A 16,442-nucleotide genomic window follows, 5' to 3' on the forward strand; every position below is an offset into this window, starting at 1 on the left:
TAAGTATAATACTTTGATAGGCTAAGTATAATACTTTGATAGGCTAAGTATAATACTTTGGTATATCAAACTAATTAGTTTGGCGCGTCAAACACTTGTGCTTGTCCGGTCGAAGGCTTGTGTTTGCCTGCTTAAACGCAAATGTCCGGAGAGTGTATCGTTGTGACACACCCTCCGGACATTTTCAATGGTCAATGACGGGGGATTCAATGCATGGTTATCCCTTTCCGGAAACACCTTATTTCAATCCGTGCGCCTTCAGCAGCGGCTCGATGCTGGGTTCGGCTCCGCGGAAGGCTACGTAGAGCTTCATGGGGTCGTCCGAACCACCTTTCTCCAGGATGTTCTGACGGAAAGAGGTAGCAGTGGCCGGGTCGAAGATGCCGTGCTCCATGAATGCCTCGAAGGCGTCAGCCACCAGACGGTCTGCCCACAGGTAACTGTAGTATCCGGCATCATATCCGCCCATGATGTGGTTGTAGTAGGTCGAGCGGTAACGCGGAGCTATTTGCGGGATGAGGCCGATCTTGTCCATGACTTGCTTTTCGAAGGTGGGGATGTCCAGCCCCTCGGTGGAGGTGAGGGTGTGGTATTCCATGTCGAGCAGGGCGGCTGCAAGGCGTTCGGTGATGAGGAAGCCCTGGTTGAACAGCGTCTGTTTCTCGATTTTCGCTATCAGTTCGTCGGGGATGGGCTGACGCGTCTGGTAATGCTTGGCATAGACCTTCAGCACTTCGGGAGCCAGTGCCCAGTTCTCCATGATTTGTGAGGGCAGTTCCACAAAGTCGCGTGCCACGGCAGTGCCCGATGTGCCTTTGTACTGGCAACGGGTGAGCAGTCCGTGCAGGGCATGTCCGAACTCATGGAACAGGGTACACGTCTCGTCGAGCGTCAGCAGGGAGGGCATGTCGTCCGTCGGTTTGGTGAAGCTTGCCACGTTGTAGATGAGCGGACGCGTCTGTCCGTCGGCTTCGCGGAAGTTGCTCATCCAGGCACCGCTGCGCTTTCCGGCACGGGGCATGTAGTCGCGGTAGAAGATGCCGAGCAGGGAGCCGTCGGCGTCCTTCACGACGAAGGTCTTCACGTCGGGGTTATAGACGGGGATGCTGTCGGTCGGTGTGAGGGTGACGCCGTAGAGCTTGTTCACCACATAGCACAGTCCGTTCCATACGTCGTCCTGGCTGAAGTAGGGTTTCACCTCGTCCTCGTTGAGGTCGTACTTCTCCTTGCGGAGCTTCTCGCTGTAGTAGGCCCAGTCCCATGCCTCAAGCTTCTCGCCGCGTCCTTCGCGGTCCATGATGGCTTGCAGCTCGGCAGCTTCGGCTTTCGCGTTGCGGATGGAGTATCCCCAGAGATTGTTCAGGAAGTCCATGACCGTCTCCGGAGTCTTTGCCATGTTGTCGCTCAGCACGTATGCCGCGTGATTCTTGTATCCCAGCAGGTTGGCTTTTTCCAGCCGAAGGGTGAGGATTTGTTTCAGGACCTCCTTGTTGTCGTTCGCGTCGTCGTGGTTTGCCAGGTTGGTGTAAGCCTGATAGATGTCCCGGCGCAGCTCCCGGTTCTGTGCATACTGGAGCAGAGGCAGTCGGCTGGAAGCCTGAAGGGTGAAGACCCATTTGCCTTTCAGCCCTTGTGCTTCCGCTTCCTGGGCAGCTCCGGCAATGACGGCATCGGGCAGTCCGGCGAGGTCTTCCTTCTTGTCGATGACCAGCCGGTAGGCGTTGTTGTCTGCCAGGACGTGGTTGCTGAAGGCGATGGTGAGGGTGGACAGTTGCTGGTTGATTTCACGCAGACGCTTTTGCTTGTCAGCATCGAGCGATGCGCCGGAACGCACGAAGCGCCGGTAGTATTTGTCGAGCAGGTAGTGCTGCTCGGTGTTCAGCTTCAGTGTACCTTCCTCTTCCTGTTCGTGGAGGGCGGCGATGCGTTTGTAGAGGTCGGCATTCAGGTAGATGTTGTCCTGGTGTGCAGCCAGTTGCGGGGCAATCCGGTTCTGGAGCGCTACCAGGCTGTCGTTGGTGTCGGCTTCGGTCAGGGCAAAGAACACGCCACTCACACGGGCGAGTATTTCGCCGCTGTTGTCCAGTGCGAGGATAGTGTTTTCGAACGTCGGGGCTTCCGTGTTCCGGACGATCGAGTCTATTTCCAGATTCTGCTGCTCGATGCCTTTCAGGAAGGCAGGTTCGTAGTGTTCGAAGCGTATCCGGCTGAAGTCCGGCGTAGCATAGGATGTCTGGAACTCGGTCAGGAAGGGGTTGGACGCGGAGTCCTGCTTCTGACCGCATGCACAAATCAGGCAACTCATGGCTGCTGCAATCATTAATGTTTTCATGTGTATGTTTACTTAAGTTTCGCGCGTGCTTCAGTTTTTCGGTTGACAAAATGACAGGAAGAAGTGCCTGCCAACCGCAGTCTGAGCCTGCGAACGTTGAATAATGTACTTAATTCGCCAAATTTAGACGATTGTCTGTGAACGACAAAGCTTTTCGTGAATCTTTTTGGTATACAACCTGAATGTAGGGGCGAGCGGTCTGCTCGCCCGGTCCAATGCACTGTCCAATACACCGTCCAATAAATGTTTAATAACCGTTCAACAACCGTTCAAACGCCTTTCGTACGGTTAATTGTTCAGCGTTATGCGTGGATGTGGGGAAACAATTGGGATTGGACCATGATTGGACCGGGCGAGCAGACCGCTCGCCCCCTACATTTTTGATTGGGCAGGTTCTGTCACTCCTTTCCCGAATGTGTGAACGCATGTGTGAACGCAAACGGGGTTTTTTGCTTGCCTCTTTTTCACCATCCGCATACCTTTGCAGTGTGTTCAGGGAGGAAAGGCGAACGCCGGCACGTCTCCCTCCCCCGACACACGTGAAAGAATCAACCAAGTCTAACTAATCTCTTGACGGAGTTCCGTATCCGTCCAGCCATCCGTTGACAAGGGAACCGGGCGACGCGTCTGTCTGCCGTGGATGTTGTGATATTCACTTGTCAATCCTGACCGGAGCCTGCGGAAGTACCGTCAGTCTAAACTGAAACGCCATGAAAGAAGAAAAGAAAAACATCTGGAGCCTCGTGCTCAAAGTAGTCATTGCCGTAGCATCTGCCATCGCCGGCGCGTTGGGTATCAGCGCATGCAGATGATGCCAGCAGACGGCTGACCTTCATCGGGAGAACAATCCTCTCCCCCTCCCTTACTCTTTTTTTTACCCAAATCGGTCCTTAGACATACATTGAGTAATGACTTCTTTGGGTTTAACAGACTAGCCCGGGCAGGCAGCAGCAAGTGCTTGTCCTGTCCGGACTATGCCTTTTTCCAAACCTAAAAACAAAGATTGAACCATGAAAAAGATACTATATCTACTTCTAACCCTGTTTGGATGTACTCTTTTAGCCAACGGTCAGGACTTCAAACCCGGACAGCAGGCACAAGGCATCCTGGAAAGTAAAAACGTGACAGTCGACCATGCCACAGGCACCTTCCATTACCGTGTTCCACTCTACACTCTGAAGTCGGGCGCATTCGAGCTCCCCGTCACCCTTGATTACACCGCACGCGGCGTCCGCGTGGATGACCTGCCCGGTCCCGTGGGCTATAACTGGACACTCAACACCGGCGGCGTGGTGACACGCACTGTGCGAGGAGGAATGGCGGATGAACTGTCTGACGGTTATGCCCATTCGGAGAACGCCATCACTCCTCTGTGGGACGATGTGACGAACGTCAACCTGCATCGCCGCGACGGTGAAAGCGACATCTTCACGGCTGTCTTCAACGGGCGGAGCGTGAACTTCCTCATCCGTAAGAAGGCAAACGGTACTCTTTATGCCGAACCGCTGGAACTGACAGCGGTCAAGATAGAACCTGTTTCCGACTGGTCCGGCATCAGCGCGTGGACCGTAACCGACGAAATGGGGAACCGGTACTTGTTTGAGGAGCGGGAACAGACCGTCAATCTCAATTTGGAAGAAAATATCAGTTTCAACGGACTCCGTAACTATACATACACTTCAGCCTGGTATCTAAGCCGCATCGAACCTCTAAATGCCGAACCCATCACATTCATTTATAAAACATGGCAGCCTGGAGAGAAAGTCAATGCACACTTAGATTATCACCATCAAAATATATGGACTGGCGTCTGGTATAAATACGGACGTAAAATAGTAGAATATCCCTTTGATTTCCAAAAATACAAGGAGGATTTTGACAAAGCATTAGCACACGCACAGGAAGTACTTAAAGAACCATTTTATGAATCTTTATACCAAGCCTACTGCAATAATCTTATAAACAGCCATAATTGGATTAATGCACCTACATTCAAAGCAGAAGATCCGTTCGTGCAATATAATAAGCGTACACTTGGCATCATTGCAGACCTGCGTAATGTCAGCATGGCTTCATCCCAACTATTAAATTCATTAGAATCCATGATCAACACTTATCAAAATTCCGGCAGACCCCAAGGTGCTGTGGTTGCATCCTACTTAAAACAAGCTAAAAGTTATGTTTATCGCTGTCTGAATGAAAAAAATATGATTAGTGAAAAATACAGTAGCAACAGCATGTCGTATGAGATTTATACACCTATACTAAAAGAAATACATTGTATGAACTCAAAGCTAGTATTCCAGCATCAAAGTAATAGTCTACAGTACCCGAACAGATTGACCAATATCATACTATACAGCCTGTTCAATAATACCCAGATTTCGGAAATAACACTCCAAAATGATTGGGTCAGTTCCTACAGTCAAGAAGGAGGACTGCTTCTCTATAAGTTGTCTTTCAAAGATAAAAATGGTCAGGAATATCAACAAATGAAATTCGACTATTTCTATAATAATGTATCACTCACCTATGACCCATGGGGATATTACAAACAAAATAGTGATGATTGGAAACTTTATAAATTGGAAATAGACCCGGTATACAATAAAAGATTTTCATTAAAGAGCATTACTTTACCCCAAGGAGGTCTCATTCAGTTAGATTATGAACCTAACACCATCAGTTACTATCCGGCTACAGCCGACAGAAAAACGTACGGTGGTATCAGACTGGCTTCTATTGTACTGCAATCTTCTAAAGAGGCAGCTGCTGACAGTATCTCTTATTCCTATCCTTCAGACGGAACAATTGTTTATAATGACTACAGCAATAGTGAACGTATAAATTACCAACTATTTAGTGATTATGTAACATATAGCAGGGTAAAATATAAAGGTTGTGCCTTTACCAATACTGGTAACAACGGCCTGTATTATCGTCATGTCATAGAAACAATTCATGGAAAAGGCAGCACTTCTTACCTATTTCACGTTCCATATTATGCCAACAGCATACGGAGTTCTTATACCTTTTGGATGAATGGCCTCCCCCTAGCTATTGCGACTTATGACAAAGACGGACATATACGTAACTTGAAGAAAAATATCTATTATGCAGACTTTTCTAATCCGATGGTCCTCACCGGCATCCGCCTGATGAAGAACACAGCCTTCTTTGTTCCGGCAGATTCAGCTAGAAACTATTTAAAGATTCTACCTCAACTACAAGTCTTTGAACACTACTTAAATAAAGAATATCTAGAGCAACATTATAAAAGCATGACGGCTATTGGCCTGGGAGATGGTAAGGTTTTAAATCCATACCAAGATTTATATGTACCTAATATCCTTCCACGTATAAACGTCGTTATACCTAGTCGTCAATATAATTTATATTACGGTGGTGTTACTCTGCTGCAAAAACAACAAGAATTTATCTTTGAAAATAATATGACCGATAGCATCAGTATAAACGATTTTTATAATTTGACAAGCGGAAGCCCCTATAAGGACATCAGCTACGAATATGATACGACATCGTTCTCAGTGCATCCCATCAAGACCTCTGAGAAGATATCGGGAGATGACACTCGTACCATCATTCAATTACGAGTAGCCAATATGAACACAAACAACGACATCATCGAAAAAATGAAAAGACTAAACGTACTCAATCCTATTGTAAAAGAAGCAAAAATAAGAAACAATACATTATTGGAAGAACAAATCACTTTCTATGAGGTTGTTCAAGCCGATTCATGTACATACGTTGGACAGACATCCCAATATTGTTATACTCCAAAAATTCCAATGTATTATCAACCGGACAATACGAAATGGTTTACGTTTGACTCTATCAGTTATAAGTCTTCATTTAAAATAAAGAATGACAGGCATTATCAGAGCTATGTCCCCATTGAGAAAGATGAACGTTCACAACATAAAGTCTTCCGTTACTCAGAATTAAGTGGCAACCGTATTTTGGAAGCCGAAAATGTATCTAGCAGAAATGTTGCTGCATGTGATATAACTCCTATCAAGTTCAAAGAAAACATTCTATTAAATGTAAAATCTTTCTTGTCTACCCCCAATTATCAAGTATTAAAACACTTTTGGCAAGGGTATCAAAAGATGGACAAACAAAAATATGGTCAGAACTTTGTCACATATACAAAGTCTAACGGACATGCTTATGTAATCCGCATGCTTGAACTAATGACAACATCCAGTCTGCGTATTGACTTGACTGAAGTGATGACTATTTCAGATAGTTTAAGAACTAATCCAGACCATATTCTCCTATTTTGCAACCAATATAAGCCGATCATATCAAATGATTCTGCATTTCATGGAATAAATTTCTACGACTTTCAACGTTCCATTCAAGTTTTAAAAACTTATGGACTGCTAGTATGTCCTTATTCCTATTGGGTGGATCTTCTCAAGGTGACTGTTAAACCTGATAAAGCAAAAAAGTGGAGTATCTATGTGCTGGATAGGAAGCATGCCGGCATAAAATACAAAATCACCTCTTCTAACAATGAATATATAGAGGTATTAAAACCCTCTTCAAATGGCTTTATGGATTACTACGAACTTGATACATCTAAATATAATGACGTATCCTCCATTGAAGTCGAATGTGCACCTTCTGCCTGGTATATTGCAATTTTACCTCAACATACAAGTTTCCAAGCCGCTGCCTATAATGATGATGGAACTGTTGCGGTAAAATTTGATCAAACCAGTAAAGCCGAAATTTATGAATATGATCCAGCTGGAAGAATCATCCGAATTATGAACCAACGTGGAGAGACATTAAAGACCTATGAATATAATAACTTTAAACAACAGTAAATAACATGAACCGAATATATACAATCTTCGCTTTCTTGTCCTATGCATATTGGGCTATAGGACAGAACACCCATACAAACTTGGATGTTGATTTATCACATCCATTTAAGATAGAACATACATATTTGTCGACTGACACAACCAAATATATTGTAGACATCACCTACTTCGACGGCTTCAACCGCCCGCTTCAGGAGATTCAGGTGGATGGTTCTGCCAGCACACAGAGTGACCTGGTTACCCCACATGTCTATGCAGCCTTCGGACAAGAAGAGAAGAAGTATCTCCCCTTCGTGAAGCAACACAACTCGGGTGCCTTCGTCACCGATGCACTGAATGTAATCAACTGGAACACTTACGGCACAGACGAAATGGCTTACGCCTTCAGCCAGACCGACTACGAAGCATCGCCCCTGAACCGAATCCTCAAACAGACGGGTGAAGGACAGGCCTGGCACACCCGGGAAAAAGGCATTACGTATGCCTATGCGCTGAATGCCGCCAACGAGGTGCGCCGCTATGCGGTCTCTGCCGATGGTACACTGACGCGCAACGGATTTTATGATGCCGGAACTCTGCAAGCGGTGACCACGACCGACGAGGACGGACACACCAGTACGACTTACACCGACAACCTGGGACGGGAAGTCCTGCTCCTTCAGACAGACGGAAAAACCCGCCTGGAAACCTACAAAGTGTATGACGGACGCGGACTGCTCCGCTGGGTACTTTCGCCCGAAGCCGTGGCACAACTCGGCGAAGGAACGGATGCCGCCGTGCTCGAACGCCTCGCCTATTACTATGAATATGATGGACTGAAACGCATGAAAACGAAACGTATGCCAGGTTGCAAGCCTATCTATATGATCTACGATTGCCGGGATCGTATGGTACTCAGCCAGGACGGGAACGAACGAAATAAGGACCCACGTATATGGAGTTATACAAAATATGATGCACAAGGTCGGATCATAGAAACTGGAGAAATTACTCTTGATGCTTCACAGGACCGTGAAGCACTCCAGACAGCCGCAGACCAGATGGAGAACTACCTTCCCACAGGTATACATAGCGCCTTGCAGCACACACACTACGACAGTTACGGCTCCTATACACACCAGTTTATGCCTACTGAAGGATTTGCAACTACCTATAATGCACATCCTATAGGTCAGGTGACAAGCGTACGTTCGCGTAAACTCGGCACGGACGAATGGCAGACCATCACGACCTATTATGACGACCATGCGCGCCCCGTGCAGGTGGTCAGCGACGAGACAGGAGGTGGACTCCTCCGTATCTGCACTGCCTATGACTTCGTGGGCAATGTCATCCGTACACGCGAACAACATGCCGACGGGTCGTTCATCGAGACCAACCGGACCTATGACAGACGCAGCCGTCTGCTCACGACCTCTACCACCAAGGACGGAGGCACACCGGCAGTTATCACCTACACGTATGACGAACTGGGACGTCTCGTTGCCAAGAAATACGGAAACACCACGGAACAGCTGCGCTACAACATCCGCGGATGGCTGACAGCCAAGGAGAGTGCTCCCTTCAAGATGCAGCTGCACTATGAAAGACCCCTCGCCGGGACGGCACCCTGCTACAACGGCAACATTAGCGAGTGGACATGGACACACGAGGGGCATGCAACCCTGATGTATGGCTTCGCCTACGACGGATTCAGCCGGCTGGCATCCGCCACCCAGAAGCAGAGGGACGGACTGACGTGGACCACTCCGGCAGCATCTTTCACGGAGAAGGGCATCACCTACGACCGGAACGGCAACATCCGTACCCTGCAACGCACAGCCTGCGGCAAGCTGGTGGACGACCTGCTCTATGCCTACTCCGGCAACCGACTGACAGCACTGAGCGAACAGGTACGCACCTCGCAGCAGGGAGATGTCTACCAACCGGGCAATGCTGCAGCAGGAAGCTACGAGTATGATTTCAACGGAAATCTCACAAAAGATTCCCGGAAAGCTTTGTCGTTCACATACAATCGTCTAAATTTGACGGACGAAGTGAAGCAGGGCGGAGTGCTGAAGGCACGCTACCAATACCTGACCGACGGCACCAAGCTCAGCGTACGCGACGGAAGCGGAAAGAACGGATACGACTATGCCGGCAGCTTCATCTACAAAGTAGCAGACGGGAAGCGTGAGTTCGACCGTGCCATCGTGGGAGACGTGCAGTTCACTTCGCAAGGGACAAGGTATGCCCTGACCGACCAGTTGGGAAGCATCCGTGCACTGATTGACGACAAGGGGAAAGTCGTACAGCAAAACGACTTCTATCCTTTCGGAGCCAAGGCAGAGCGCGATGGATTGGCGCAAGCCGAGGACAACCGCTTCCTCTTCAGCGGCAAGGAATGCCAGGCGTTGATTGACTTGAATGCGTACGACTTCGGTGCGAGAATGTATGATGCGTCGTTGGGAAGATGGACGGCAGTGGATCCCTTGGCGGAGAAGTATACCAATCTTTCACCGTACAACTACTGCATCAACAATCCGTTGGTGATTGTGGATCCGGATGGGAAAGATGTAATGATTACGATTGTTGGAAATACCATTACGATCACGGCAATCATTTTCATCTATGGACACTTGGCTACTGAGAAACTTGCTAGTTTATACATGGAAAACATCCAAAATGTATGGGGACTTCTCACGTCTTACAACTTTGAAGGTATGGATTACAAAATAGACTGGCAAGTAAATGTAATCTTCAGACCAGATATCAGTGAGGATGTTGAAAAGGACGACTTAAAATATGATGGTAAAACCAACTATATGAAAGTCTTAGAGGGAAATAAAGGCTCCTCAGTAACAGATTCACAATTTGGTGATATACGATTTACCGAATCATCTGAAAATGCTATGTCTCATGAATTTGGTCACATGATGGGACTGAAAGACAGATATAAAGATGGGGGAGCCCCGGTATCACCGGAATGGAACTTCAATATCATGCATGATATAAAAGGTGCGGCTGATAAACAAAATATGGATTTCATCTTAACACCTGTACTGCAAATAGATAAACAATTGAACTTGCATAGACAGAGCGTACGCCCCAATCCAAATACCCCTTGGAATAATGGAGTACCTAGAACGGTGTACCATATTAATAAGAAAAATAGAGAATTATGAAACATAAAAAACTTCTTATCCTCTTATTCCTATTCCTTCTCGCAGGAGGAATAGGGATAAACCGGCTCTGTCAAAAGACAGCTCCTGAAGAACAACCACCCAAACAGAAGCAACTGTATCCGCCGTTTGTGTACAAACCGGATTCTGCCACAAGAGCAAGATGGGAAAAGTTGAATCCGAAAGAACAGGAAGAACTGGAAATCCGTAAATTTGAAGACTATATGTCCGACTTTGACTCCAGAAAATTCACATTGGATGAGCCCAATATTGTACTGGATCCCAATCCTATGAGTAAACTAAAGGGGTACAAACGATATAAAGAATGGGAAGACTATAAATATGATCCAGACCATATATTATATCCGGGAATGCATATCCACGGTATGACCAAAGAACAAGTCTTGGAAAAATATAAAGATAATAGAATGGTAAGCTATGGTGATACTGATACATTACGATATGGAATACTCATAAGTTCCGGAAGCGTTCTTCCCAAAATAAGATTCATGGTATCAGACTTGCATTATGCAGAAATCAGTTCATGTTCATGGTTATTTATACGAGAACCATATCCACTTTTACGGACTGTCTACTTCATTAGAGATGGCAACGTGCAACGAGCATGCTGGGGATATGAAATCAATCGATTCAGAATCGACATGATGGATCTTCCCACAATACCCTAACGATAGAAAGGTTGTACTGCACACCATGTCGCAGTGCAACCTTTCTTCTTTAAGCTGCCTTCTCCAAAAAGATTCCCGGAAAGCTTTGTCGTTCACATACAATCGTCTAAATTTGAGGAGCGAAGGTAAAACCACAGCCTCGTGCTAAACGATAACTATGAAAAAAGGTAACAAGCTAAGTATCATCCTGACAACAGGCGCAACCATTCTGCTGCTTTCAGTCTTTTCCCTTGCACCCAGTCAAGAGGACAAGATTACGTGGGGAGGAGAATATCCACCTCCACCGAAAGAACTGACTTGGAAAGAAAAGTGGAAACGCTCAAAGTTGCACCCCATAAAGCAAGATCTCTTAAATAGACTGGAACATTGCAAGTACCATTCCTATTTGCTAAGACTCTATGAGGATGAGTATACGAAGAAAATGCGTGAACCCATTATTCGTTTCGATAAGGACCCTTATAGCAAGCTCCGTAGGCTCAACTACTATGAAAGCTACGATCAACCGCACGAATACTGGGACACCTATGTTTTAAGTGACGGACTGGACACACACGGGGAAACATTGGAGGACTTAATACAAAAATATGCCAAGCATAAACTTGTCACACATGAAGTCGATACGTTTCGCTTTGGGTGTTCCATAAACGAAGGATATGGAAATCAAGAAGTAAACTATATGCTGTCAAAGATCCATTATGCTGAGGTACACACCTATGTCTGGCATGTAGAGCCGAACTTAAGAAGGACTATATTGTTCCTGAATGACAATGGAGTACTGCGATCATTCTGGGGATATCAAGTGGAACAAGACGGATGTCTTAACGATTATCCAGAATTACTGTATGGAATTTATCTAGATGAAGATGAAGAGGATTACCTGTTGTCTCCATATTTTGTAAAATAGAAGGAAAGATAGATTACAAACGGTGAAAGCTCTGTATAGAAAGGTTGTACTGCACACCATGTCGCAGTGCAACCTTTCTTCTTTGGGCTGTCTTCCCAAAAAGATTCCCGAAAAGCTTTGTTGTTCACTGGCAATCGTCTAAATTTGAGGAGCGAAGAAATAAAAGCCAAACGGTTAAAACAAGATAACCATGAAAAAAAGAACGATTTTCCTCGCCATTGCTACCGTACTTCTTCTTCTCGCAGGAGGAATAGGGATAAGCCGGCTCTTTCAAAAGACAGTTCCTGAAGAACAACCACCCAAACAGAAGCAACTGTATCCGCCATTTGTGTACAAACCGGATTCTGCCACAAGAGCAAGATGGGAAAAGTTGGATCCGAAAGAACAGGAAGAACTGGAAATCCGTAAATTTGAAGACTATATGTCCGACTTTGACTCCAGGGAATTCACATTGGATGAGCCCAATATCGTGTTGGAACCTAACCCAATGGCTAAGTTAAAAGGATATGAAGAGTATAAAGCATACGAAGATTATAAATATCCATTTGACTATATATGGTATCCGGGAATGCACATTCACGGTATGACTAAAGAGCAAGTCTTGGAAAAATATAAAGATAATAGAATGGTAAGCTATGGTGAGGCTGACACATTCCGATATGGAATACATATAGAGCATAAACTTTATTTTCCCTTCATAGCATTCATGGTATCAGACTTGCATTATGCAGAAATCAGTCGTTGTTTTTGGTATTTTAGACGGCAAGGATACCCAATCACGCGAGTTGTCTACTTCATTAGAGATGGCAATGTGCAACGAGCATGCTTTGGATATGAAATTAATCTATCAAAATATACGTTAGATTAACCCCTGCCATCCTAGAAATAGAAAAACAGCTTTCCTCAAGACACTGCTGTCAATGTTGATGATCTTCCTCACTAATTGAATCAACGGTAAAAACAAGAGCCCCATGAAAAACAGAATGATTTTCCTCGCCATTGCTGTTGTACTTCTCCTTCTTGCAGGAGGAATAGGAATAAACCGACCTTGCCAAAAGATAATTCCTAGAGAACAACCACCCAAACGAAAACAACTGTATCCACCGTTTGTATACAAACCGGATTCTGTCGAAAGAGCAAGATGGGAAAAGTTGGACCCTAGAGAACAGGAGGAACTGGAATTTTATGCATTTGAATACTATAAATATTACTATTCTGAGCATTCAGATAGATTCACATTGGATGAACCCAATATCACGCTGGATCCCAATCCTATGGCTAAACTAAAAGGGCATACGAGATATAAAGATTCTGAAGACTATAAATATCCGCCTGACAGTATTTTGTATCCGGGAATGCACATTCACGGCATGACCAAAGAACAGGTCTTGGAAAAATACAAAGACAATCGAGTGACAAGCTATAAGGCTGACACATTCCGATATGGAATACATATAAGCCCCGGAAGTTATCTTCCCAAAATAGAATTCATGGTCTCAGACCTACATTATGCAGAAATCAGTTTTTGTTCATGGCGTTTTAGACTGCAAGGCTATCGATATCCTATCATACGGTATGTCTACTTCATCAGAGATGGCGATGTGCAACGAGCATTCTGGGGATATGAGATTAACCCATTAAAATGCGCAATAGATAATTCCAAGATACCTTAGAAACAGAAAGGTTGTACTGCACACCATGTCGCAGTGCAACCTTTCTTATTTAAGCTGCCTTCCCAAAAAGATTCCCGAAAAGCTTTGTCGTTCACAGACAATCGTCTAAATTTGAGGAGCGAAGGAAAAACCACAGCCTCGTGCTAAACGATAACTATGAAAAAAGGTAACAAGCTAAGTATCATCCTGACAGCAGGCACAACGATCCTGCTGCTTGCAGTCTTTTCACTTGCCCCCAGTCAAGAGGACAAGATTACGTGGGGAGGAGAATATCCACCTCCACCAAAAGAGCTGACCTGGAAAGAAAAGTGGAAACGCTCAAAGTTGCACCCCATAAAGCAAGATCTCTTAAATAGACTGGAACATTGCAAGTACCATTCCTATTTGCTAAGACTCTATGAGGATGAGTATACGAAGAAAATGCGTGAACCCATTATCCGCCTCGATAAGGATCCTTACAGCAAGCTCCGTAGGCTCAACTACTATGAAAGCTACGATCAACCGCATAAATACTGGGACACCTATGTTTTAAGTGACGGACTGGACACACACGGGGAAACATTGGAGGACTTAATACAAAAATATGCCAAGCATAAACTTGTCACACATGAAGTCGATACGTTTCGCTTTGGGTGTTCCATAAACGAAGGATATGGAGATCAAGAAGTAAACTATATGCTGTCAAAGATCCATTATGCTGAGGTACACACCTATGTCTGGCATGTAGAGCCGAACTTAAGAAGGACTATATTGTTCCTGAATGACAATGGAGTACTGCGATCATTCTGGGGATATCAAGTGGAACAAGACGGATGTCTTAACGATTATCCAGAATTACTGTATGGAATTTATCTAGATGAAGATGAAGAGGATTACCTGTTGTCATTTCATCCAATCAAAACGTAGGGGCGAGCGGTCTGCTCGCCCGGTCCAATCATGGTCCAATCTTAATTGTTTCCCCACATCCCCACATAACGATGAACAATTAACCGTACGAAAGGCGTTTGAACAGTTGTTGAACGGTCATTGAAAATTTATTGGATGGTGTATTGGACGTTGCATTGGACCGGGCGAGCAGACCGCTCGCCCCTACATTCAGGTTGTATACAGCTGCCTTCCTAAAAAGATTCCCGAAAAACTTTGTCGTTCACATACAATCGTCTAAATTTGACCGAATGAAAACATCTCACATCTTCTGCAGACGAACTGAACGCCTCTCATAGGGGTATCATTCGTTGAGTATCACTTCTGACACTTTTAATCATGATACGAACCTTATTAAACCTATTCTTAACGACAGTATTATTGACGGAAGGATGCAGCAAACCAGCATCTACATCCATTGCCCGTCCCACCAAGGATGACATGACACAAAGCTCTCGTCCAGACAAGATACGAAAGAAGCTTGACTCTGTGCGGGTAAAGTTTTATACTTGTTTCATAATGGGGCTCACATCCCTTACGCGTGAAGAACTGATTAACAAACCGGTAGATTCATTCCTTCCCATCCTTCCTGACCATCCGAAAGGGAACGAAACGGTGGATATGAGGCTTCCGGAAAACAGAATACCGGAGGTTATCGATACGCTTATCACCACTCCACATGTTCTGGATGAGCTTTCAGCTGCCATGCAGACTGTGAAGACTAACTCCCCGGGACCGTACCCGTATGAGGACGTCAGGATGACAGCGTGGTTCTACTACCGGAATCATACCGTGGACATTATAGACTATCATGGGACTTATCTGGAAGACTTCACACTGAACGGGCAGGAGGGCAAAGAGAATGACCAGCTGACCTATTTGTTGCGGCAGCATTCCGGTTTCTATTGGTTTCATAATCTTTTCCACCTGACTTACATGCACGAGTTGTATAACATCAGCTTTCCTCAAGACACTGTTGTCAATGCCGATGGCGTCCGGCTATATTACGGAAAACTTTATCAAGCAAAATATTATGAGGATACGTTCAATTATGATTTTATACCGCTTCCCTATCTGAAAATAGAATATCCGGGTCAATGAAGCGTCTGTGAAATATAGTTATAATAGTAGAAAGGGGAAGATAAGCCACCTCCTGATGGAGATACGCTTATCTCCCTCCCCTTATTTAAGCCAAACGGTGAAAACAAGATAACCATGAAAAAAAGAACGATATATCCCATTGATTATCCCCTGGTATAAATGAACGATATGGAAACAAAGAATGGACTAAACTACAAACTGGAGTCTTTGGACGGACTTCGACTCACGATTTACGAACAACCAAACTCCAAACTTATCTATATCCCTTTGGTTATAGGAGTAGTCATATTAATGATTCCAATAATCATTTTTCCATTTATCGTGGCTGAAGATAGGGGAGTTCCCTTAGGTTTTGTCATAACATGTGTCATTGCCCTACTGACTGGTGGGTATCTGCTAAGAATGTATCTGTGGAACGCCTACGGCAGTGAAGTATTCATAATCAAACAGAATACATTTTCCACCTATTATGACTATAAATTCTTCAAGGACAATGTACGCACTTTCAGCTTCCAATCAGTAGCGACCCATGGCATAGAGGATGAGAAAAACACTTCCGGTAGTGAAATGATAGCTTTTTGCATTGATGAACAGACTTTTTCCTCAAGAGAAGCTATTCCCATAGACGTTATTACGCAAATAGCAAAAATCTTGAAGCAGTCATCATGTTACTGACAAAGCTTCTGTATAGAAAGGTTGTACTGCACATCATGTCGCAGTGCAACCTTTCTTATTTGAGTTGCCTTTCCAAAAAGATTCCCAGAAAGCTTTGTCGTTCACATACAATCGTCTAAATTTG

11 protein-coding genes are annotated in these 16,442 nt (G+C 45.0%); 10 read left to right on the top strand and 1 reads right to left on the bottom strand.

What is annotated here, in order from left to right; all coding sequences use genetic code 11:
* Window positions 1-238: 238 nt before the first annotated feature.
* Window positions 239-2,332 carry a M3 family metallopeptidase gene (locus M3087_RS13315; RefSeq protein ID WP_249096490.1) on the bottom strand — a complete coding sequence of 698 codons (2,094 nt, stop codon included), beginning with the start codon at window positions 2,330-2,332 and terminating at the stop codon, window positions 239-241.
* Window positions 2,333-3,042: 710 nt separating this feature from the next.
* Between M3087_RS13315 and M3087_RS13320 the strand changes: the two genes are divergently transcribed.
* From M3087_RS13320 to M3087_RS13365, 10 genes are all read left to right on the top strand, one after another.
* Complete coding sequence (locus M3087_RS13320) at window positions 3,043-3,144, top strand: smalltalk protein (RefSeq protein WP_157948135.1); 102 nt, start codon at window positions 3,043-3,045, stop codon at window positions 3,142-3,144.
* Window positions 3,145-3,342: 198 nt separating this feature from the next.
* Window positions 3,343-7,191 (top strand): hypothetical protein, encoded by a 3,849-nt coding sequence (locus M3087_RS13325; protein ID WP_249096493.1) that lies wholly within the window; start codon window positions 3,343-3,345, stop codon window positions 7,189-7,191.
* A gap of 125 nt (window positions 7,192-7,316) precedes the next feature.
* On the top strand, window positions 7,317-10,355 hold the full coding sequence (locus M3087_RS13330; protein WP_249096495.1) for a DUF6443 domain-containing protein: 3,039 nt from the start codon (window positions 7,317-7,319) through the stop codon (window positions 10,353-10,355).
* The gene (locus M3087_RS13335; RefSeq protein WP_249096497.1) at window positions 10,352-11,041 is read left to right on the top strand and encodes a hypothetical protein; all 690 of its coding nucleotides are present in this window, start codon (window positions 10,352-10,354) and stop codon (window positions 11,039-11,041) included. Before M3087_RS13330 ends, M3087_RS13335 begins: the two co-directional genes overlap by 4 nt.
* A 157-nt stretch (window positions 11,042-11,198) precedes the next feature.
* Complete coding sequence (locus tag M3087_RS13340; protein ID WP_249096501.1) at window positions 11,199-11,945, top strand: hypothetical protein; 747 nt, start codon at window positions 11,199-11,201, stop codon at window positions 11,943-11,945.
* Window positions 11,946-12,135: 190 nt separating this feature from the next.
* The gene (locus M3087_RS13345) at window positions 12,136-12,813 is read left to right on the top strand and encodes a hypothetical protein (RefSeq protein WP_249096504.1); all 678 of its coding nucleotides are present in this window, start codon (window positions 12,136-12,138) and stop codon (window positions 12,811-12,813) included.
* A gap of 103 nt (window positions 12,814-12,916) precedes the next feature.
* A complete protein-coding gene (locus M3087_RS13350; RefSeq protein WP_249096507.1) occupies window positions 12,917-13,618 on the top strand; it encodes a hypothetical protein in 702 nt (233 codons plus the stop codon).
* Between the two features lie 156 nt (window positions 13,619-13,774).
* Window positions 13,775-14,524, top strand: coding sequence for a hypothetical protein (locus tag M3087_RS13355; RefSeq protein WP_249096510.1), 750 nt, complete (start codon window positions 13,775-13,777; stop codon window positions 14,522-14,524).
* A gap of 357 nt (window positions 14,525-14,881) precedes the next feature.
* The gene (locus M3087_RS13360; protein WP_249096512.1) at window positions 14,882-15,643 is read left to right on the top strand and encodes a hypothetical protein; all 762 of its coding nucleotides are present in this window, start codon (window positions 14,882-14,884) and stop codon (window positions 15,641-15,643) included.
* Between the two features lie 168 nt (window positions 15,644-15,811).
* Window positions 15,812-16,318 carry a hypothetical protein gene (locus M3087_RS13365; RefSeq protein WP_249096515.1) on the top strand — a complete coding sequence of 169 codons (507 nt, stop codon included), beginning with the start codon at window positions 15,812-15,814 and terminating at the stop codon, window positions 16,316-16,318.
* The last annotated feature ends 124 nt before the right edge of the window (window positions 16,319-16,442 follow it).

The organism is Mediterranea sp. ET5 (genome assembly GCF_023337025.1).
Taxonomy (GTDB): domain Bacteria; phylum Bacteroidota; class Bacteroidia; order Bacteroidales; family Bacteroidaceae; genus Phocaeicola_A.